The following is an 18,619-nucleotide window of genomic DNA, read 5'->3' as shown; positions in this document are numbered from 1 at the left end:
CATGGCCGAGTCACTCGAGGCGATCGACCGCCATTCTGCCGCGCCCATGTACGACCAGCTGCGGCAGCTGATCATCGACGGGATCGAACGCGACGGCCTTCAGCCCGGTGATCCTCTTCCCGGCGAGCACCGGTTGTGCGCGCAGTACGGCATCTCACGCACAGTGGTGCGGCAGGCGCTCGCCCAGCTCGAGCATGAGGGCCTCGTCGAGCGAGTGAAGGGCAAGGGCACGTTCGTGGCGAGGCCGCGCACGGCGGAATCGCTGGTGCACACCCTGATCGGCCTGTTCGACGAAGTTCAGCAGCGTGGCGGTCACGTGCACAGCGACGTGCTGCGCCATGAGCGCAGCACAGCGGACGAGACGGTCGCCAGAGCCCTGGAGGTTCCTGTCGGTGCGCCCGTCGTCGTGCTGGAGCGCCTGCGTCACGTCGACGGCGACGCCTGGTCGCTGTCCACCACGTGGATGCCGGAGGACGTCGGCGCGGTCACGCTCGACGCCGATCTGCGCGAGGCCTCCCTCTACCGGCTGCTCGCCGAGCACGGCATCCGCGCCACGCACGGCGTACGCTCGGCGGAGGCGACGGTCGCGACCCATGAGCAGGCGCAGCGCCTCGGTGTGAGCGCCGGATCCGCCCTGCTGCGGCTGCGCAGCGTCAGCAGGGACGAGACCGGTCGCCCGATCGAGTTCTTCATCGCCCACCACCGGGGGGACCGCTCACGGTTCGAGTTCCAGCTCAGCGACGAGCAGGGCCGCGCAGCCCTGCTGCACACAGGCGGGAACTGAATCAGCCGCCGACGACGCCCTCGAACAGTCCGATGTGGTTGCCGTCCGGGTCGACGATGACCGCCCACCAGCTGGTGTCGCTGATCGGGCCCTTCTCTCTCGCGACGCTGCCGCCGGCGGCCTTCGCCGCAGCGATCGTGTCGTCGATCGAGTCGACCTCGACGTAGGACCGCGGTTGGGTGAAGCCGTCCTCGCGCAGGGCGAGGCCGCCGCCGCTGATCCCGTTCGGGGCCTGCCACATCGGGTAGCCCTCGTATCCGGGCATCTCGGCGATGTTCCAGCCGAACAGGCCCGAGTAGAACGCCGCTCCCTTCGCCAGATCCGCGACCGGGATGTCGATGTGGGTGATGTCTCCGTGCGCCATGCTCGTCTCCTCTCGCGCCCCCTTCGGCAAGTGTGCGCCCTGCACGAGCGACGGACAAGGGCAGATACCCTCGAGACCATGAGCGAATGGGTCAGTTCCGCCATCCGCGTGCTCGAAGCCGACGGCAACCGGTCGGCCGACACGCATCTGCATCTCTTCCCGCTGCCCGCCGAGTGGGGCATCGATCTGTATCTGAAGGATGAGTCGGTGCATCCGACCGGTTCGCTCAAGCACCGGCTGGCGCGCTCACTGATCCTGTACGGCCTGGTCAACGGGCTCATCGACGAGAACACCGTGCTGGTCGAGTCGTCCAGCGGATCGACGGCCGTCTCCGAGGCGTATTTCGCACGGATGCTGGGGCTCGAGTTCGTCACCGTCGTGCCCCGCTCGACCACGCAGGAGAAGATCGACCTGATCGAGTTCTACGGCGGCCGCTGCCACCTCGTCGACCGGGCCGAGGACATCTCGCCGGAAGCCCGCCGCCTGGCATCCGCCTGCCGCGGCCACTATCTCGACCAGTTCACTTACGCCGAGCGCGCCACCGACTGGCGCGGCAACAACAACATCGCCGAGAGCGTGTTCAGCCAGTTGTCGCAGGAGCGGCATCCGATCCCCTCCTGGATCGTCGTCGGCGCCGGCACCGGCGGCACCAGCGCGACCTTCGGCCGGTATGTGCGGTACCGGCGGCACGAGACGAAGGTGGCCGTCGTCGACCCGGAGGGCTCTGCGTTCTACGCGGGGTGGAAGGGCGACGCGGATGCCACGGGGCAGCCCTCGAGGATCGAGGGCATCGGCCGTCCGCGGGTCGAGGCGTCGTTCGTGCCGAGCGTGATCGACGAGATGATCCAGGTGCCGGATGCCGCATCCGTCGCCGCCATCCGCATGCTGCGCGAGCGCACCCTGTACTGGGCAGGCGGGTCGACCGGTACGAACCTGATCGGTGCGTTCCAGTTGATCTCGCGAATGCGGGATGCCGGTGAGACCGGCAGCGTCGTGACCCTGATCTGCGATGGCGGCGTGCGCTACGCGCAGACCTACTACAACGACGAGTGGGTGGCCGCGCAGGGCTGGGACCTCGCGCCGCACCGCGCGCAGCTGGAGCGGTTCCTGGCATCCGGTCAGTGGTGATCAGTACGCTGAGCCCATGACTACGCTCATCCTCACCGTCGCGGGAGCGGATCGCCCCGGACTCGTCTCGGCCGTGGCCGACGCCGTCGACGCGCACGGCGGCAACTGGGAGAACAGCCGACTCGCCGAGCTCGCCGGCACGTTCGCCGGCGTCATCGAGGTGTCGGTCGCGCCGGAGCGCGTCGCCGACCTGCAGTCGGCGCTCCGCGCGCTCGACGGGCTTCTCGCGGTCACCGTGCACACGGGAACGGGTGGTGCGGCATCCGCCGACGTGCAGCGGATCAGTCTGACCGTGCTGGGCAACGACCGCGCGGGCATCGTGCGCGAGGTCTCGCGGGTGCTCGCCGAGCACGCGCTGAGCATCGAGGACATGACGACGGTCACGAAGGATGCCGCCATGGCCGGCGGGCGCCTGTTCGAATCGACGGTCACCGCGACGGTGCCCGCCTCGGCCGACATCGACGCGCTGCGCGCCGACCTCGAGCAGCTCGCCACCGAGATCCAGGTCGACATCTCGCTGGGCTGACCCCTGGGCCGCAGGCTCGCCCTTGATCTCCTTCCCCGACACGCTGCGAGGACGCATGACCACGGCCACGACGCCGCCTCCCATCAGGCTGAAGTCCTTCGAGCGCGCCCGCGACGCGTGGCCGCTCGATCCGGCGGTCATCCACCTCAACCACGGTTCGTTCGGCGCCGTCCCGACAGCGGTCGTCGCCCACCAGGACGCCCTGCGCCGTCGCGCCGACCTCAGCCCGGTGGGGTGGTTCCCCCGAGTCTCCGAGCTCGTGCGCGAGGCGCGGGAGACCACCGCGCCCTTCGTCGGCGCCCGCCCTGAGGACACGGTGTTCGTGCCGAACGCGTCGGCCGCCGCGACAGTCGTCTACAACTCCCTCGTGCTCTCCCACGGTGACGAGATCCTCGTCACCGACCACGGCTACGGCGCCATCACCATGGGTGCCGAACGCCTGGCACGGCGCTTCGGCGCCGCGGTGCGCGTGGTGCACCTCCCCCTGCTCGCCGACGACGACGAGGCCGTGCAGCGCTTCACCGACGCGATCACCGACCGCACCCGCCTGATCGTGGTCGACCAGATCACCTCCCCGACCGCCCGGATGCTGCCCACCAGACGCATCGCCGACGTCGCCGCCGGGCGGGGTGTCCGCACTCTGGTCGACGGGGCGCACGCCCCCGGCCTCGTCCCCGATGCGGCCACGGTCGCCGGTGGAGACTGGTGGTTCGGCAACATGCACAAGTGGCCCTGCGCGCCGCGCGGTTCCGCGCTGCTCGTGACCACGGCATCCGACCGCGATGAGTTGTGGCCGCTGATCGACTCCTGGGGTGCGCGGGATCCCTATCCGACGCGATTCGACGGTCAGGGCACGATCGACGCGACCTCGTACCTGAGCACCCCGGCGTCCATCTCCTTCGTCGAGGAGGAGATCGGGTGGGATGCCGCCCGCGAAGCCATCTCCGCGATGGCCGACCACGGGGCCAGGGTCATCGCCGACGCCCTGCAGCCGTACACCGAGGCGGAGGCGCTCACCGCGTCGCCGGCCCCTGTGCCGTCGATGCGGCTCATCCGGCTGCCGGATGCTCTCGGCCGCGATCGAGAGGCGGCGGACGGACTGCGGATGCAGCTGCTCGACGCGGTCGGCGTCGAGACGGCCTTCACCAGTTTCGACGGCGTCGGGTACTTCCGGCTCTCCGCGCACCTGTACACCGAGGCATCCGACTTCGAGGCGTTCGTGGAGCGCTGCGTGCCGGAGATCCTGCGGCGCGCCGGCATCCGCTCCTCGGCATCCGCGCACGTCATCTGAGGCACCAGCCGAACTCGCCTCCGGGCGGTGCAGGAGCGGGCGACGGCGATACGCTCGTGTGATGGAACCCGACCGCCGCGAGCGCGTGCTCGCCGCTCTGAACGCCGACCTGCCCGAGGGCGTGCTCGTCACCAACCGCGACTCGCTCGATGCGTACCGCTGGGACCGCGCCAACGACCCTGATGCCGGGGTGCCGCTCGCCGTCGTGCGTGCGACGTCGACCCAGGACGTGCAGGCCGCGATGAAGATCGCCGCCCGCGAGGGCGTCGCCGTGATCCCGCGCGGCGCGGGCTCCGGGCTCTCCGGCGGCAGCTCGGCGCAGGACGACGCGATCGTCGTCTCGCTGGATCGGATGCGGCAGATCACGATCGATCCGCTCGTGCAGATGGCCACCGTGCAGCCCGGCGCGTTCAACGTCGAGGTCAAGGCCGCGGCATCCGAGCACGGCCTCTGGTATCCGCCGGACCCGTCCTCGCAGGAGTTCTGCTCGATCGGCGGCAACGTCGCGACGAACGCCGGCGGCCTGTGCTGCGTGAAGTACGGCGTGACCACCGACTACGTGCTCGGCCTCACGGTGGTCCTCGCAGACGGCAAGGTCGTGAAGCTCGGCGGGCCGCGGCTGAAGGACGTCGCCGGCCTGTCGCTGACCAAGCTCTTCGTCGGCAGCGAGGGCACGCTCGGCATCATCACCGAGATCGTGCTGCGGCTGGTGCCCGAGCAGCGCACGCCCACCACGCTGGTGGCGATGTTCCCGACGCTGTCCGGCGCGATCCAGGCGGTGCTGGACATCAAGGGAGCGATGCGCCCGTCGATGCTGGAGTTCATGGACCAGGTCGCGATCAACGCGGTCGAGGACATGATGCGCATGGAGCTGGACCGCGGTTCCGCCGCGATGCTGATCGTGCAGTCCGACGAGCCGGAGGCGCTGGCTCAGGAGCAGATCGCCGCGGTCGAGGTCATCTGCGGCGCGAACGGCGCCACCGAGTGCTATTCGACGAACGACCCCGACGAGAGCGAGGCGCTCATCGAGGCGCGCCGCCAGGCGATCCCCGCGGTCGAGAAGCGCGGCGCGCTGCTTCTGGAGGACGTCGGCGTGCCGCTCCCCCGCCTCGGCGACCTGGTGCTGGGTGTCGCCGAGATCGCCGCGCGGCACCGCACCGAGATCTCCATCGTCGCGCACGCGGGCGACGGCAACACGCATCCGCTGCTGGTGCTCGACCCGAACGACCCCGGTCAGAAGGAGCGCGCCGACGTCGCCTACGGCGAGGTCATGGACCTGGCGATCGCGCTCGGCGGCACGATCACCGGCGAGCACGGCGTCGGCCGGCTGAAGCAGCCCTGGCTCGGGGACTACCTCGGCGAGGACGTGCTCGACCTGAACCTGCGCATCAAGAAGGCCCTCGATCCGCAGAACATCCTCAACCCCGGCGCGGTGTTCGGGGCGCTCTGAGCACAGCGACCGGGGCGAAGCGAATACAGGACGAGGGGCCAGAGAACGTCGGGTCCGGATGCCCGGATGCCGCGTTCTCCGACCCCTCAAGGTGCGGAGGCAGGATGCCTCAGACCAGGCGCTCCTTCGGCGAGACCGTGTACGTGTCCTCGGGGTCGTCGTTCACGACGCCGGCGAGGGCCGTGTCGATCGCGGCGAGCGTGTCGGCGTCGAGCACCACTCCGGACGCCTTCACGGTGTCGGCGAGCTGCTCCGGGCGCGAAGCTCCGACGAGCGCGGCGGCGATGTTGGAGTTCTGCAGCACCCACGCGATCGCGAGCTGCGGCATCGTCAGGCCCGCCTGCTCGGCGATCGGCTTCAGGTTCTGCACTGCGCTGAGGATGTCGTCCTGCAGGAAGCCCTTGATGAAGTGCGCGCCCGAGTGCGGATCGGTCGCGCGCGACCCCTCCGGCACCGGCTGACCGGGCAGGTACTTGCCGCTCAGCACGCCCTGCGCCATCGGCGACCAGACGATCTGCGAGATGCCCAGCTCCTCGGATGCCGGAACCACCCTGCCCTCGATCACGCGGTGCAGCATCGAGTACTGCGGCTGGTTCGAGACCAGCTGCACACCGAGTTCTCGGGCCAGTGCATGCCCCTCGCGCAGCTGCTCTGCGGTCCACTCCGAGACGCCGATGTACAGCGCCTTGCCCTGCCGCACGACGTCGGCGAAGGCCTGCATGGTCTCCTCGAGCGGCGTCTCGTAGTCGTAGCGGTGCGCCTGGTACAGGTCGACGTACTCGACGCCGAGGCGGCGCAGCGAGCCCTCGATCGAGTCGCGGATGTGCTTGCGGCTGAGACCTGTGTCGTTCGGGCCCTTCGGGCCGGTCGGGAAGTAGACCTTCGTGAAGATCTCGAGGCTCTCGCGGCGCTGCCCCTCGAGGGCCTTGCCGAGCACGACCTCCGCAGCGGTGTTGGCGTAGGTGTCAGCGGTGTCGAAGGTGGTGATGCCGGCATCCAGCGCGGCGTGCACCGTGGCGACCGCGGCGTCGTCCCCGACCTGCGACGCATGCGTCACCCAGTTGCCGAGGGTGATCTCGGAGACCTTGAACCCGCTGTTGCCCAGATAGCGATAGTTGACCATGATCCAACGCTAGTCGCGTTCCCAGGGCGGTCGGGCCGGTGCGACACTTGACCCATGTCCGCCGCTGACGACCCGCTGCCGCGCCTGCTGTATGTCGAGGACGAGGCGGAGACAGCCGCCATCGTCACAGAGATGCTCTCCGACGAGTACCAGGTCGACCATGCGCGCACCGGTGAGGCCGGCATCGAGCTGGCCCTCGGCCGCCGCTACGACGTGATGGTCGTGGACCGCCGGCTCCCCGGCCTCGACGGCACCGAGCTGCTCTCGGCCGTGCGCACCGCGCACATCACGACGCCGGCGATCATGCTCACCGCGCTCGGCGCCGTCGAGGACCGCGTCAGCGGGCTGGATGCGGGGGCCGACGACTATCTGCTGAAGCCGTTCGACTTCGACGAGCTGCGTGCCCGCCTGCGCGCCCTGCGTCGCGGACGCGGCCCCGGCAGCAGGCGCGAGATCGGGGACTGGCTGTTCTCGTCGGAGTCGCTGGCGCTGTACGCGCCGGACGGCGCCCGCATCCCGCTCACCCAGGCTGAGGGCGATCTGCTGGAGCTGCTCAGCTCGAGCCCCGAGCATGTGTTCTCGCGCGAGGAGATCGTCGCCAGCGCCTTCCCCGGAGGTTCCGCCGGCAGCGTCGATGCTCTGGTGCACTACGTGCGCCGCAAGTCGACGCCGGAGATCATCGACACCGTCCGCGCACGCGGCTACCGCAGCGGGATGCCACGATGAGCCGCCGCACCGACCACGCCGTCGCCGCGGATCGCGCCCGCGTTCAGCGCTCGGCAGTGAGAACCGGCCTGTGGGTCGGGCTCGCCTCGGCCGCCGTCGTGACAGTGGTGATCGTGGTGATCGTGACGGCGCTGTTCACCGCGAGCAGGCCGGAGCGGGGGCCGCACGACGGCCGCCCCGGAGAGCCGCCCTACGACCGGGTCGTCGATCTCGACGACGTGCTGCCGATCGTCATCGCGGTGGGCGTGATCGGCGTGCTGCTGCTCGGAGTGCTCGCCTGGTACGCCTCGCGTCGCGCGTCGGAGCCTCTGGCCGAGGCGCTCGGCGTGCAGCGCGCCTTCGTCGCGGACGCCAGCCATGAGCTGCGCACGCCGCTGACCACGCTGAACAGCCGCATCCAGCTCGCCGAGCACCGCCTGCGCGGCGGCGAGAATGTCGCGCCGGTGCTGCAGGACATGCGGCGGGATGCCGAGGTGATGGACGCCGTGCTCACCGATCTGCTCCTGGCCGCCGAGACGGCCGGAGTGCGCGCCGACGATGCCGGTGCCGAGGCATCCGTGCGGGCGGCATTCGACGACGCGGCCACGGTGCTCGCGCCGAAGGGTGCCGAGCGCGGCGTGCGGATCGTCGCGGATGCTGCACCCGAGCTGCGCGCTGCGGCCGAGCCGACGGCGCTGGTGCGCGCGGTGATCGCGCTGCTCGACAACGCCGTGCGGTTCAGCCCGGACGGCGGAACGGTGCAGCTGTCGGCGCGGGCGGACGGCCGCCGCGTGGAGATCCGCGTGGCCGACCAGGGACCGGGCCTCTCGGGCATCGATCCGTCCCGCCTCTTCGAGAGGTTCGCGCGCTCGACGTCGTCGTCGGAGCGGCGCGGCTTCGGGCTGGGACTCGCGCTGGTTCGCGACGTCGCGAACCGGTTCGGCGGTTCGGTCGAGGTCGAGAGCACGTCACCCGCGGGCACGACGTTCCTGCTCTCTCTGCCGGCCCGCTGACCGGGCATCCGCTGAGAATCGACGATCCGCCGGCTATGAAGTGCCGGTGAGGGGCGAATTCTTGGCGCACTCTTGGTGCGCGCGCGGGACAGTTCCGGCATGACAGAGAACAACGAGACTCCCCTCGCGCCCGATTCATCGGATGCCGCGGGGCAGGGCGCCCAGACGCCCGCCACTGATGCCGCGGCCCAGGCGACTCATCCTCCGGCGGCTCCGCCTGCCGAAGCTGCGGCGGTTCCCCCGGCCGCCGAGGCCGCCACCACCGCGCTTCCCTCGCAGCCCGTCGCCGAGGCGGCGGCTGCGCAGCCCGTCCCCGCGGCCCCCGCCAAGCCGTTCTGGTCGCGCACCGGCACACGCGTCGTCGCCGGAGTCGCGGCGGGCGTGGTCCTGCTCGGTGTCGGGTTCGGCGGCGGCTGGGCCGCGCACGGCGAGCTCCGCGGCTTCGGACACTCCGAGGCCCAGAGCGAGGAGTGGTCGCAGGGCCCTGGCGACGGACACGGTGACCGCGGCGGCCACGGCGGCTCCGAGTTCCGCGGTGGCGACGGGTTCCGCGGTGACGGCGGCCGGCAGAACGGCGGCTCATCCGACGGTCAGGACGGCCAGAACAGCGGGACCGGCCAGAACGGCACTCGGCCGGGCAGCCCGAACTCACCCGACCAGTCGCCCGCGCCCGAGAGCACCACCCCGTCCGACTGATCGCCCAACACCTCCGGTCTCGCCTGATGCGGGTCCCCCCGCACAGCCCCATCGGGTGAGACCGGAGCCGAGAGGAGCACACCATGGCCACGGTCCACAGCCCCGTCCAGCGCGGCGCCACCGGCATCCGGCACGCCCCGGGAACCGGGACCGCGCCCACAGGCACGCGGCGCACCGACGTCTGGAACCTCGGTGCGGTGATCGTGGTGTGGGCGACGTGCCTGTTCGTCGCGGCGCTGTGGGTGGACGGCGGCGGCGTCGACGATCTGCTCGGCGGCGGAGCATCCGCTCTGAACGCGCTCGGCCGGCTCACCGGCCTGGTGTCGTCGAATCTGCTGCTCCTGCTCGTGCTTCTGATGGCGCGCATCCCGCTCTTCGAGCGCGGCTTCGGCCGCGACGGGATGACGCGGATGCACCGCCTCACCGGCTTCTGGTCGCTGTGGCTGCTGCTCGCGCACATCGTGCTGCAGACCCTCGGCTACGCGGTCGAGGCGAACCTCAACCCGATCACGCAGCTCGTGCAGTTCGTGGTCGATTACCCCGGCATGCTGCTGGCGACGGCGGGCACCCTGCTGGTGATCATGGTCGCGGTGACGTCGGCACGGCGGGCACGGCGCCGGCTGCGCTACGAGTCCTGGCACCTTCTGCACCTGTACGGCTACCTCGGCGCGGGTCTCGCGCTGCCGCATCAGCTGTGGACCGGGTCGGACTTCACGGCCTCGCCCGTCGCCACCGTGTACTGGTGGGGACTCTGGATCGCCGCCGCGGTCGCCATCGTCATCTACCGTGTGATCGTGCCGCTCGCGCACTCCCGCCGGCACCTGCTGCGGGTGTCGTCCGTGACGCCCGACGGCGCCGACGGCGTGACCGTGCGGATGCGGGGCGTCGGTGTCTCCAACCTCGGCGCGAAGCCCGGGCAGTTCTTCGTCTGGCGCTTCCTGGACGGTCCTGGCTGGACCCGCGGGCATCCGTTCTCGCTGTCCGCCGCACCGGTAGGCGATGAGCTGGCGATCTCGGCGCGCCTGGTCGGCGACGGCACCTCACGGCTGACGACGCTGCGCCCAGGCACGCGCGTGCTCATCGAGGGTCCCTACGGCAAGCTGACCGGTGAGAGCCGGCAGGGGCGACGGATGCTGCTCATCGGCGCCGGCGCCGGCGTTGCGCCCCTCGTGGCGCTGCTCGAGGGCGAGGACTACGCCCCCGGCTCGGCGACGCTCGTGACCCGCGACACCGTGGCGGAGGTCGCGCTGCGGACGGACGCCATCGCCGCGCTCGTGCGGGATCGCGGTGTGCAGCACGTCCCGCTGATCGGTCGCCGCGCGAGCACAGGACCGGTCTGGCTGCCGCAGAGTCACGCGGGCTGGAACGGCGTCGCCGCCCTTCGGCGGCTCGCCCCCGACCCGGCCGATCACGACGTCTACGTGTGCGGTCCACCCGAGTGGATGGATGCCGTGCTGCGCGACCTGCGCGCCGCAGGGTTCCCGCCGTCTCAGGTGCATCGCGAATCCTTCACCGTCTGAGAGCGAGGAGACATCATGAAGAGCAGCCCCATGAAGCGGATCGTCTACGCCGGTCTCGCCACGATCAGCGGACTCGTGCTGCTGTTCGGCTACCGCACCTCGCACGGCGAGATGATCGCGGCGCAGCCGCAGGCCACGGGCACGGGGACCACGACGTCGTCCGGCGGGAGTGGGAGCGGGGCGTCGGGAAGCACCGGGAACTCATCGAGCGGATCGGATGCGACATCCGGTGGTTCGTCGTCGTCGGGCTCGTCCGATGCATCCGATGGTTCGTCCTCGTCGTCCGGTTCCTCGTCATCGGCTCTCAAGGACGGCACTTTCACCGGCAGCGCCGTGGACACCCGCTACGGCCCCGTGCAGGTGCAGATCACGATCAGCGGCGGACGGATCACGCAGGTGAACGTCCCGGAGTACCCGAGCGAGAGCCCCCGTGATCAGCAGATCAATTCGCAGGCGGTGCCGATGCTGGTCTCCGAGACGACGTCGGCGCAGTCGGCGAGCATCTCGATGATCTCCGGTGCCACGTACACCAGCCAGGGCTACACGCAGTCGCTGCAGAGCGCGCTCGATCAGGCGCAGTCATGAACGCCGCCCGGCACGTCGCGGTGCGCGAGGTCATGGGCACCGTGGCGAGTGTGCACGTCATCGGCAGCATCCGGGACGCCGAGTTCACGGTTGCGGCCGAGGCCGCCTTCGACGTCCTGCACCGCGCGGATCGCGTCTTCTCGACCTACGACGAGCGCTCCGACATCCGTCGGATCGCTCGCGGCGAACTCGCCGGCGCGGATGCCGACCCGTGGGTCGCGGAGGTCGAGGACGGATGCCGGGAAGCCGAAGCCTCCACCGGCGGACTGTTCAGCGCACATGTGGGCGGCTGGTTCGATCCCACCGGCTATGTGAAGGGCTGGGCGACGGAGCTCGCCGCGCGGGAGCGACTCGCCGACCTGGTGCGGATGCCCGGCGTCGTGGCGGCCGGGCTCGACGTGGGCGGCGACATGCAGCTGTTCACGGCGGATGCCGCGGAATGGATGTGGAACGTCGGCATCGTCGACCCCTCCGATCGCAGTCGCCTGCTTGCGACCGTTCCGGTCCGCAACGGCGCCGTGGCCACGTCGGGCAGCGCCGAGCGCGGCTCCCACATCATCGACCCGCGTACCGGTCGGCCCGCGACCGGGATCGTCTCGGCGACCGTGATCGCGCCGTCGCTCACGCAGGCGGATGTCTGGGCGACCACGGCAGTCGTCGCCGGCCCGGACACGAGCATCCGTCTTCCCGGCACCGGCATGACGGTCGACAGCACCGGTCAGGTCCACCGATGGCTCGCCGGAGTCGGCCTCGAGGTCACACCCTCCGGTCGATGAGGAACGGTGACGGAGCGAGCCGAGACACCCAGCCCCGTCGTCATCGCAAGGGTCGATCGAGGCGTCGCTCCGCCCGGAGGACCGCCCGATCCACGGCCTCGCGCTCCCCCGGCTCGTCGAATGCGGCTGAACCGAGCACCTCGAGATGCTCGGCCTCCCCCAGCTCGCCGAGGAGCCGGATCGCCGCGAGGCGCACCCGCGGCGTGCTGTCGTCGATGAGGCCCGTACACGGCTCGAGCGCCTCTGCGACTTCCCACCGGAGCGCGACCTTGAGACTCATCTCGCGGACCCGCCACGCACGGTCGTGCAGTCCGTCGAGCACCGCCGGGATCGCGGCATCCTCCCAGACGTACAGGAGCGTGCGAGCGGCCCAGACGCGTGGCCAGTACTCCGTCTCGGCAGTGAGCCGATCGGGTGCGCCCCACCCGGAGGCCGCCGCACCGCCGAGCCAGGCGGGATCCGGGTCATCCGGCGCCCCGTAGACGCGACGGCCGCTGATCAGTTCGGCGCACCACTGGACGAGCTCGCCCTCGCCGAGGTGCTCCGCTGCAGCGAGCGCCCGGCGCCCGGGGTGCGCATGAGCCGCCTCGCCGAGATCCATGGCGCTTACGCTACGCCGCAGCCCGCCCGCTCACGGCGGTCGCGACATCCTTCCGGCGGCTGGCGCGCACCGTCAGCCCCACGGCGGCACCGGCAGCCAGCAGGCTCACGACGTACAGCGGCACAGCTCCCGGCGAGTGGTCGCCGCCGCTGATGCCGAAGGCGTCGGCGAGGTTCATGCCGGGTCCGAACGAGGCCATGAAGTAGGCAGGTGACCCGAGCGCCAGCAGGATCAGGAACAGCACCGCGACGAGCGAGGGCTCCAGCCGCCGCCTGATGCTCACCACGGCCACGGTCACTGCCAGTCCGACGCCGATCGCGAGGATGCTCGACGGCATCGCGATCGGCATCGTCTCGCCCGCGGCCGCCATCTGCGCGTAGATCTCGCGCAGCCCGGCATCCGGAACCGCGGCCAGCGGGTTCAGCACGAGGATCTGCACCGCCGCCCACGCGGCATAGGCGACCACGGCGCACACGCCGATGATCGCGACCGTCGTCGTGTGTTTCCGCAGCGAGCCCATGCCGCGATCCTGTCAGACCGTGGCGCCCTCGCGGAGGTCGGCGCGCGTGATCGGCACTGTCGGCGCATCGCCGGTGTCAGCGGGCGCGGATGCAGGAGGCTCGGCCGGCGGCAGCGATCCCGTCGCCATGATGGCCGCGCGGTCGCGGAACCCCTCGGCCGAGACGCGATCCTCCTCGACCTGCTTGCGGATCGCCGCGGTCTTCTCGTAGAGCGACGGGTCGCCGAAGCTGGTCAGCACCTTCACCAGCACCGGCAGCAGCTCGATCATGAAGAACAGCGCGGCGATCAGCCAGTGCGCCCAGAAGATCGTGGGCTCCTTCTCGCCGAGGCGGTTCAGACCGCTGATCTGGCTGAGCAGACCGATCGCGCCGGCATTGCCCTGCGCGACCGAATCGGCCCGCGCGTTGTACGCGGCGAGTGCCTGGTCGTAGGTCTTCTTCGCGGCGGGCAGCTCGGCCTTCGCCTGCTTGCGATTGGCCGACTCGGACGCCGACAGCTCGCCCTTCGCGGCGGTGCCCGCGCTCTCGAGCTCGGCGTTCGCGGTGCGCAGCTGAGCTGCCAGAGCGTCGTAGGTCTGCTGAGCCTCGGTCAGCTGGGCCTTCGCAGCATCCGAGCTGGTGCCCTTGCCGTGAACGCCGGTGCAGCCGGGCACGGTGCCCGCGCCCGCGCCGGTCAGCTCGCACTGGTACAGCGCGCGGGCGCTGTCGATGGTCTTCTGCTGGTCGGCCATCTTCTTGGTCAGGTCGTCGACCGTGCCCTGCGCGGCCGACTCGGATGCCGAGGAGTTCGACGTGCCCGCGACGATGCCGGTCGCGGCCTGGTTCTCCAGGTTGGCCACGCGCTTGGTCGCGGCGTCCAGCGCCTTCTTCTCAGGACCCTTCTCGAGGCCGTTCTGGTCGGACTGCGCCTGCGTGATGTTGGTCGATGCGACCTCGCGGGCGATGTCGTTGTGGAACACCTGCAGCACGACGGGCTCGGCGACGACGAAGCCGATCAGCGCGGCCATCAGCACACGCGGGATCGCGATGGCGATCAGCTTCCCGACGCTGCGGGTCGCCGTCATCGTCGAGGTGAGGAAGCGGTCGAGGTTGAAGATGATCGCGGCCCAGACGATCGCGAGCGGCACGGCCAGCCAGACGGCGACCTGCACACCGGTCATCAGGGCGAACATCATCGACAGTGCCGAGACCAGCGCGGTGCCGAGCAGCACGAAGAACATCTGCACGAAGCGGGGCGTCTCGCCGGGCACGCGGTCGAGGATCTCGCCGTCGGCGCCACCGAGAATGGCGAGGGTGCGCAGCCGCGACCCGGGGACCCGCTCACGCTTCTCGCGCTTTTCGCGCGGCGGCTTGGTCGCGCGCGGTGCGGGGGCAGACACCGACTCCGGCTCGGATGCCTCGACCTGAGGCTCGTCCATGATCACCTGTGTCGGGGCCTGAGCCTGCGCCGGCTCGTCGAGGAACGGGAAGTCCTCGACGTCGAACGACTCGGTCTCCTGCTCGTCGTGCACGACGGGGTTCGGACGCGTGGTGGTCTCGACGACGTCGTTCAGAGCGGTCGCGTCGATGCCGGCCTCGGCGTCTGGGCCGGCGGGACGGTATTCGCGGGTGAAGTATTCGGGGACGTCGGCCGCAGCGTTCGGGTCGCTGTTCGGGTCGTCGACGTCGAACTCGATACGGCCCTGGGAATCCATCCGTCCAGGGCGGTGAGCAGAGTAGGACATCCTTCCACGGTAGGGAAGGCCGCCTGTGGAGCGGCCCGACGAAACCTGCAAGCGCTCCCAGGTTCGGGGTGCGCCCCGGCCCGTCGGGTGCCACGCTGGACGCATGAAGACGCTGCTGCTCGCCCGCCACGCGAAGTCCGATTGGGGGATGCCGGGCTACTCCGATCACGACCGTCCGCTCAACGCGCGCGGACGCCGCGATGCCCCGGCGATGGCTCGCCGGCTCATCGCCGAGGGCATCGCGCTGGACCGGATCGTGTCGAGCACCGCGACCCGTGCGCGAACGACAGCGGCCGAGTACGCGGCGGCCTTCGGGCTGACCGTCCACGAGGATCCGCTGCTCTATGCGGCATCCGCTCGTTCGATCCTGCAGATCGCATCCGGCCTGCCGGACGACTGCGCAGTCGGGATGCTGGTGGGCCACAATCCCGGGATGAGCGATGCCGTGGGCGAGCTCACCGGCGAGTTCGTCGAGCTGCCGACCTGCGCGGTCGTCGAGTGCACTGTCGACGTGGACTCGTGGGCGGAGCTGATCGAGGGCTCGGGGCGCCTGGTCCGGGTTCGGACGCCCGGCGACTGACCGTCAGGCGGGCAGCATCCGCCGGACCGCGGAATCGCAGGACGCGAGCGCCGTCTCGAGCGGGAAGTGCCCGGCCGCGGCGAGCGTGCCGAGTCCGTGCACGAGCCCCCAGGTCGCGGTCACGTCGTCCTCGGTGAGCCCCACGGCGATGACGCCGCCGCCGAGCAGCGACTCGAGCTCGTCGATGAGCGGCGCCATGGTCTCGGTCGGAGAGCCGGGGATGCAGACGGCCGGGTCGTAGACGACATCGAAGGCGTTCGGACGCTCGACGGCGAAGCGGATGTAGGCCTGTCCCCCGGCGATGAGCGCGGCGACCGGGTCGGTGGCGCTCTCGAGCGCGGCGCGCACCGCGGCGACGAGGTCGGCCATGCTGCGCTCGGCGAGCGTCTTCAGCAGTCCGCGGCGATCGGCGAAGTGGTGGTAGGGCGCGTTGTGGCTCACGTCAGCCGCACGCGCGACCTCGCGCAGGCTGATCTCCTGCGCAGGCTTCTCGGCGAGCAGCTGCATCGCGGCCGTCTCGAGCGCATGCGCCAGATCGCCGTGGTGATAGCCGGAACGGGAACTTGACACGAGCAACATTGTTCCCTATCTTGACAGTGTCCACCAAATAGACACTGTCAAGATAGGAGCATCCGATGCCCACTGCACTCGTCATCGACGGCCACCCCGACTCCCAGTCGCTCACCGCAGAGCTCGCACGGCGCTACGCCGCCGCGCACGGCGACGCGCGACTGCTCGCCCTGCGCGACCTCGACTTCGACCCGCACCTGCGGTTCGGCTATCGCGAGCGGATGCTGCTCGAACCCGACCTCGAAGACGCGAAGGCCGCCCTGCACGAAGCGACGAACGTCGTCATCGCCACTCCCCTGTGGTGGGGCTCGGTTCCGGCCGTGCTGAAGGGCTTCTTCGACCGCGCCCTGCTCCCCCAACAGGAGTACCGCTACACGCCCGCCGGCCTGCCGGTCGGCATGGTGGGTGCCGACCGCGGGCGCCTGCTGCTGCTCGCCGACACCCCGTGGTTCTTCGCGCCGATCACCGGCCTGCCCGCGCAGACACAGGTCGCGCGGAACACGATGAAGCTCTGCGGCATCCGACCCGTGAAGACGCACCGGATGCTGGGCGTGAAGACCGCGTCCGCCGCGAAGATCGAGGGCTGGCTGGAGCGCGCCTCACGTCTGGGTGCCTCCGACGGCGCACGGGATCAGCAGGATGGCGCCGCTGCGCCGGCCGCGACCGTGGCGGTCGGTGCCTGAGGCGCTGCAGAACAACTTTGTCGACGAGCGTCCCCAAGGTCATGCTGGGATCGTGCGCATCCGACAGAAGGTATGTTTTTCGTTGTCCAGCGACCCGATCTCGACGGCGACCATCACGGGCGCGCTACGGACCGAGCCTGACGAATTCTCCGTACGGGGCAGTCGACAGAGTGTGCCGCCCCGCCCGGTCCAGCATTCCTGGAAGCTGTGCTGCAGCACGGCGGGCTTGACTGTCGATGATCAGATCGACCACGTCGTCCGTAGACTGCGCCCGCTTGCGGAGCAGATCCGGGAGCTCATTGCGGACGCGCCCATCGAGGCTGTGCTGCAGATCGTGCGCGACTTCGATGCCGAAGACGGCGAAGAGGAGAATCTCCGGGTCTCCGACGGCGATATGCTCCGCCCACTCGCCGGACAGCATCAACTCCTCGGATGGCACCTCTCCGCCGAGACGCTGTCATTCCTCGCCCATCTGGGAGCCGATATCGATTGTGACGAGTACGGCGCCTGAGCCGCAGCCTCACAGTGTCGCGCGGTACTCCGCCCAGGCGGCACCGAGACGCCGGATGCCCTCGGTCAGCACCTCGTCGGGAGCGGTGAACGGGATCCGGATGTGGTCGTCCGGCGACGGGGATGCCGCGAACTCGCCGCTGCCGGCGACCGATACGCCGTGCACCGCGGCGACACGGGCGAGGGCATCGGCGGAGCCGGCCGGCATCCGCGTCCACAGCGACAGCCCGCCGCGTGGCGGCGTGAAGGTCCAGTCCGGCAGGTGCTCGGCCAGCAGTGCCAGCAGCAGGTCGAGCCGGGCCTGGTGAGTACGGGCGACCTCGCGCCGCAGCTCGTTCGCGTGCGCGAGCAGGTCGATCGCCAGCAGCTGTGCAGGGACGCTCGTGGACTGATCCGCAAGCTGGCGGGCGCCGCGCAGCCGCCGCACGAGCACCGGGTCGGCGCGCAGCCAGCCGATCCGCAGTCCCGCCCAGACCCACTTCGACACCGACTCGACGACGATCACAGGGGCATCCGGTCGCTCGGCGGCCAGCGGTGGCGGCACGACTCCGTCGAAGGCGATCCCCGCGACCACACGATCCTCGATCACCGGCACGCCGTACTCCGCGGCGAGCTCGGCCACACGGCGGCGGGCGGCCGCCGGCAGCCGGGTGCCGGTGGGGTTCTGGTGGTGCGGATTCAGCGCGACCAGCGCCGGGCGCATCCGCGCCATGGCGACCTCGAGAGCGACGACATCGAGCCCGTCCTCGCCCATCGGGATGCCGTGCACCACACCGCCGCGCAGACGGACGGTGTCGGTGACGCCGGGCCAGGTGACCTCCTCGGCGAGAACGACATCTCCTGGCTCGATGAGCGCGTGGATGACCAGGCTGATCGCCTGCTGCGCGCCGTGGGTCACGAGGATCTGCTCGGACGTCGTCGGCGCGCCCTCCGCCGTGTAGAGTCCGGCGATCAGGTCGCGCAGCATCGGGAGCCCGGCGGGATCGGTCTCGGGCAGCAGGGCGAGCGCGAGGTCGGGCTGATGCTCGCGGATCAGACGCACCCCGAGCTCGGGGATCTGCGGCACCGTGCGCAGCAGGTCGATCGAGTTCGGGAGCGCCGAGAACAGCGCCTCGCCGCGGGCTGCACGCCCGGACTGCGACACCGCCGTCCCGGCGATGCGGGTGCCGCTGCCCTGCCGGCGCTCGACCGCCCCGCGCTCCGCGAGATCGGCATAGGCCGCGACGACGGTGCCGCGCGACACCGCGACCGCCGCGGCGAGCGCTCGCTCCGCAGGAAGCCGGTCGCCAGGACGCAGCTCGCCGGTGTCCACCAGGGCGCGGATGCGCGACGACAGCTGCGCAGACAGTGTTCCGTCGCCCTGCGACCAGCGCCCCAGCCGTGCAGCCAGCGCGGCGGAGTCCACTGTGGCCGTTCTCTGGTCCACCAGCCGTGGATTGGCCCTGTCAACGGTGCTCATACCGTCACAT

21 protein-coding genes are annotated in these 18,619 nt (G+C 70.7%); 14 read left to right on the top strand and 7 right to left on the bottom strand.

Features of this window, described 5'->3' with window-relative positions; genetic code table 11:
• Position 1 precedes the first annotated feature (1 nt).
• Complete coding sequence (locus tag ACFVDO_RS09570; protein ID WP_378858602.1) at positions 2 to 784, top strand: GntR family transcriptional regulator; 783 nt, start codon at positions 2 to 4, stop codon at positions 782 to 784.
• 1 nt (position 785) lies between these two features.
• Here ACFVDO_RS09570 and ACFVDO_RS09565 read toward each other — a convergent pair whose 3' ends face one another.
• The gene (locus tag ACFVDO_RS09565; RefSeq protein WP_378858603.1) at positions 786 to 1,148 is read right to left on the bottom strand and encodes a VOC family protein; all 363 of its coding nucleotides are present in this window, start codon (positions 1,146 to 1,148) and stop codon (positions 786 to 788) included.
• Between the two features lie 78 nt (positions 1,149 to 1,226).
• Here ACFVDO_RS09565 and ACFVDO_RS09560 point away from each other — a divergent pair, with 78 nt between their 5' ends.
• The 4 genes from ACFVDO_RS09560 to ACFVDO_RS09545 all read left to right on the top strand — a co-directional run bounded on the left by ACFVDO_RS09560 (position 1,227) and on the right by ACFVDO_RS09545 (position 5,543).
• Entirely contained in the window at positions 1,227 to 2,276 is a 1,050-nt protein-coding gene (locus ACFVDO_RS09560) for a PLP-dependent cysteine synthase family protein (RefSeq protein WP_378858604.1), read from the top strand.
• Positions 2,277 to 2,292: 16 nt separating this feature from the next.
• Positions 2,293 to 2,802, top strand: a complete 510-nt coding sequence (locus ACFVDO_RS09555; RefSeq protein ID WP_378858605.1) for a glycine cleavage system protein R — start codon at positions 2,293 to 2,295, stop codon at positions 2,800 to 2,802.
• Positions 2,803 to 2,857: 55 nt separating this feature from the next.
• The gene (locus ACFVDO_RS09550) at positions 2,858 to 4,093 is read left to right on the top strand and encodes an aminotransferase class V-fold PLP-dependent enzyme (RefSeq protein WP_378858606.1); all 1,236 of its coding nucleotides are present in this window, start codon (positions 2,858 to 2,860) and stop codon (positions 4,091 to 4,093) included.
• Between the two features lie 61 nt (positions 4,094 to 4,154).
• Positions 4,155 to 5,543, top strand: a complete 1,389-nt coding sequence (locus ACFVDO_RS09545) for an FAD-binding oxidoreductase (RefSeq protein WP_378858607.1) — start codon at positions 4,155 to 4,157, stop codon at positions 5,541 to 5,543.
• Positions 5,544 to 5,652: 109 nt separating this feature from the next.
• Here the strand turns inward: ACFVDO_RS09545 and ACFVDO_RS09540 are convergent, their stop codons facing one another.
• Entirely contained in the window at positions 5,653 to 6,666 is a 1,014-nt protein-coding gene (locus tag ACFVDO_RS09540) for an aldo/keto reductase family protein (protein WP_378858608.1), read from the bottom strand.
• A gap of 54 nt (positions 6,667 to 6,720) precedes the next feature.
• On the opposite strand from ACFVDO_RS09540, the gene ACFVDO_RS09535 reads away from it, so the two are divergent.
• The 6 genes from ACFVDO_RS09535 (at position 6,721) to ACFVDO_RS09510 (ending at position 11,961) form a co-directional block, all read left to right on the top strand.
• A complete protein-coding gene (locus tag ACFVDO_RS09535) occupies positions 6,721 to 7,392 on the top strand; it encodes a response regulator transcription factor (protein WP_378858609.1) in 672 nt (223 codons plus the stop codon).
• Positions 7,389 to 8,384 (top strand): sensor histidine kinase, encoded by a 996-nt coding sequence (locus ACFVDO_RS09530; RefSeq protein ID WP_378858610.1) that lies wholly within the window; start codon positions 7,389 to 7,391, stop codon positions 8,382 to 8,384. The genes ACFVDO_RS09535 and ACFVDO_RS09530 overlap by 4 nt, the downstream gene beginning before the upstream one ends.
• A gap of 99 nt (positions 8,385 to 8,483) precedes the next feature.
• A complete protein-coding gene (locus ACFVDO_RS09525; protein ID WP_378858611.1) occupies positions 8,484 to 9,080 on the top strand; it encodes a hypothetical protein in 597 nt (198 codons plus the stop codon).
• An 83-nt stretch (positions 9,081 to 9,163) separates the two neighbouring features.
• Positions 9,164 to 10,600, top strand: coding sequence for a ferric reductase-like transmembrane domain-containing protein (locus tag ACFVDO_RS09520; RefSeq protein WP_378858612.1), 1,437 nt, complete (start codon positions 9,164 to 9,166; stop codon positions 10,598 to 10,600).
• 30 nt (positions 10,601 to 10,630) lie between these two features.
• Positions 10,631 to 11,185 carry an FMN-binding protein gene (locus ACFVDO_RS09515; protein WP_378858641.1) on the top strand — a complete coding sequence of 185 codons (555 nt, stop codon included), beginning with the start codon at positions 10,631 to 10,633 and terminating at the stop codon, positions 11,183 to 11,185.
• Entirely contained in the window at positions 11,182 to 11,961 is a 780-nt protein-coding gene (locus ACFVDO_RS09510) for an FAD:protein FMN transferase (protein WP_378858613.1), read from the top strand. The genes ACFVDO_RS09515 and ACFVDO_RS09510 overlap by 4 nt, the downstream gene beginning before the upstream one ends.
• 40 nt (positions 11,962 to 12,001) lie before the next feature.
• Here ACFVDO_RS09510 and ACFVDO_RS09505 read toward each other — a convergent pair whose 3' ends face one another.
• Genes ACFVDO_RS09505 through ACFVDO_RS09495 form a run of 3 tightly spaced genes read right to left on the bottom strand, consistent with a single transcriptional unit; the run spans position 12,002 to position 14,807 of the window.
• Entirely contained in the window at positions 12,002 to 12,562 is a 561-nt protein-coding gene (locus ACFVDO_RS09505; protein ID WP_378858614.1) for a HEAT repeat domain-containing protein, read from the bottom strand.
• A gap of 10 nt (positions 12,563 to 12,572) precedes the next feature.
• A complete protein-coding gene (locus ACFVDO_RS09500; RefSeq protein WP_378858615.1) occupies positions 12,573 to 13,082 on the bottom strand; it encodes a hypothetical protein in 510 nt (169 codons plus the stop codon).
• Positions 13,083 to 13,094: 12 nt separating this feature from the next.
• The gene (locus ACFVDO_RS09495) at positions 13,095 to 14,807 is read right to left on the bottom strand and encodes a DUF4407 domain-containing protein (RefSeq protein ID WP_378858616.1); all 1,713 of its coding nucleotides are present in this window, start codon (positions 14,805 to 14,807) and stop codon (positions 13,095 to 13,097) included.
• 103 nt (positions 14,808 to 14,910) lie between these two features.
• On the opposite strand from ACFVDO_RS09495, the gene ACFVDO_RS09490 reads away from it, so the two are divergent.
• Positions 14,911 to 15,387 (top strand): SixA phosphatase family protein, encoded by a 477-nt coding sequence (locus ACFVDO_RS09490; RefSeq protein ID WP_378858617.1) that lies wholly within the window; start codon positions 14,911 to 14,913, stop codon positions 15,385 to 15,387.
• Positions 15,388 to 15,390: 3 nt separating this feature from the next.
• Here ACFVDO_RS09490 and ACFVDO_RS09485 read toward each other — a convergent pair whose 3' ends face one another.
• Positions 15,391 to 15,957, bottom strand: a complete 567-nt coding sequence (locus tag ACFVDO_RS09485; RefSeq protein ID WP_378886855.1) for a TetR/AcrR family transcriptional regulator — start codon at positions 15,955 to 15,957, stop codon at positions 15,391 to 15,393.
• 65 nt (positions 15,958 to 16,022) lie between these two features.
• Between ACFVDO_RS09485 and ACFVDO_RS09480 the strand changes: the two genes are divergently transcribed.
• Together ACFVDO_RS09480 and ACFVDO_RS09475 are read left to right on the top strand one after the other, a co-directional pair.
• Positions 16,023 to 16,640: an NAD(P)H-dependent oxidoreductase gene (locus tag ACFVDO_RS09480; protein ID WP_378858619.1), complete on the top strand. Its 618-nt coding sequence runs from the start codon at positions 16,023 to 16,025 to the stop codon at positions 16,638 to 16,640.
• Positions 16,633 to 17,151, top strand: coding sequence for a DUF4279 domain-containing protein (locus tag ACFVDO_RS09475; RefSeq protein WP_378858620.1), 519 nt, complete (start codon positions 16,633 to 16,635; stop codon positions 17,149 to 17,151). Before ACFVDO_RS09480 ends, ACFVDO_RS09475 begins: the two co-directional genes overlap by 8 nt.
• A 9-nt stretch (positions 17,152 to 17,160) precedes the next feature.
• Here ACFVDO_RS09475 and ACFVDO_RS09470 read toward each other — a convergent pair whose 3' ends face one another.
• On the bottom strand, positions 17,161 to 18,609 hold the full coding sequence (locus ACFVDO_RS09470; RefSeq protein WP_378886854.1) for a PLP-dependent aminotransferase family protein: 1,449 nt from the start codon (positions 18,607 to 18,609) through the stop codon (positions 17,161 to 17,163).
• Positions 18,610 to 18,619 lie beyond the last annotated feature (10 nt).

This window comes from Microbacterium sp. NPDC057741 (genome assembly GCF_042798735.1).
Lineage (GTDB): Bacteria > Actinomycetota > Actinomycetes > Actinomycetales > Microbacteriaceae > Microbacterium.
The sequence above is the reverse complement of the archived record's forward strand: the minus strand, read 5'-3'. Positions and strand labels throughout refer to the sequence as shown.

Bases quoted from the DNA above. Each gene is read 5' to 3' on its own strand.
- ACFVDO_RS09570 (WP_378858602.1), top strand. From the start codon at position 2: ATGGCCGAGTCACTCGAGGCGATCGACCGCCATTCTGCCGCGCCCATG.
- ACFVDO_RS09565 (WP_378858603.1), bottom strand. From the start codon at position 1,148: ATGGCGCACGGAGACATCACCCACATCGACATCCCGGTCGCGGATCTG.
- ACFVDO_RS09560 (WP_378858604.1), top strand. From the start codon at position 1,227: ATGAGCGAATGGGTCAGTTCCGCCATCCGCGTGCTCGAAGCCGACGGC.
- ACFVDO_RS09555 (WP_378858605.1), top strand. From the start codon at position 2,293: ATGACTACGCTCATCCTCACCGTCGCGGGAGCGGATCGCCCCGGACTC.
- ACFVDO_RS09550 (WP_378858606.1), top strand. From the start codon at position 2,858: ATGACCACGGCCACGACGCCGCCTCCCATCAGGCTGAAGTCCTTCGAG.
- ACFVDO_RS09545 (WP_378858607.1), top strand. From the start codon at position 4,155: ATGGAACCCGACCGCCGCGAGCGCGTGCTCGCCGCTCTGAACGCCGAC.
- ACFVDO_RS09540 (WP_378858608.1), bottom strand. From the start codon at position 6,666: ATGGTCAACTATCGCTATCTGGGCAACAGCGGGTTCAAGGTCTCCGAG.
- ACFVDO_RS09535 (WP_378858609.1), top strand. From the start codon at position 6,721: ATGTCCGCCGCTGACGACCCGCTGCCGCGCCTGCTGTATGTCGAGGAC.
- ACFVDO_RS09530 (WP_378858610.1), top strand. From the start codon at position 7,389: ATGAGCCGCCGCACCGACCACGCCGTCGCCGCGGATCGCGCCCGCGTT.
- ACFVDO_RS09525 (WP_378858611.1), top strand. From the start codon at position 8,484: ATGACAGAGAACAACGAGACTCCCCTCGCGCCCGATTCATCGGATGCC.
- ACFVDO_RS09520 (WP_378858612.1), top strand. From the start codon at position 9,164: ATGGCCACGGTCCACAGCCCCGTCCAGCGCGGCGCCACCGGCATCCGG.
- ACFVDO_RS09515 (WP_378858641.1), top strand. From the start codon at position 10,631: ATGAAGCGGATCGTCTACGCCGGTCTCGCCACGATCAGCGGACTCGTG.
- ACFVDO_RS09510 (WP_378858613.1), top strand. From the start codon at position 11,182: ATGAACGCCGCCCGGCACGTCGCGGTGCGCGAGGTCATGGGCACCGTG.
- ACFVDO_RS09505 (WP_378858614.1), bottom strand. From the start codon at position 12,562: ATGGATCTCGGCGAGGCGGCTCATGCGCACCCCGGGCGCCGGGCGCTC.
- ACFVDO_RS09500 (WP_378858615.1), bottom strand. From the start codon at position 13,082: ATGGGCTCGCTGCGGAAACACACGACGACGGTCGCGATCATCGGCGTG.
- ACFVDO_RS09495 (WP_378858616.1), bottom strand. From the start codon at position 14,807: ATGTCCTACTCTGCTCACCGCCCTGGACGGATGGATTCCCAGGGCCGT.
- ACFVDO_RS09490 (WP_378858617.1), top strand. From the start codon at position 14,911: ATGAAGACGCTGCTGCTCGCCCGCCACGCGAAGTCCGATTGGGGGATG.
- ACFVDO_RS09480 (WP_378858619.1), top strand. From the start codon at position 16,023: ATGCCCACTGCACTCGTCATCGACGGCCACCCCGACTCCCAGTCGCTC.
- ACFVDO_RS09470 (WP_378886854.1), bottom strand. From the start codon at position 18,609: ATGAGCACCGTTGACAGGGCCAATCCACGGCTGGTGGACCAGAGAACG.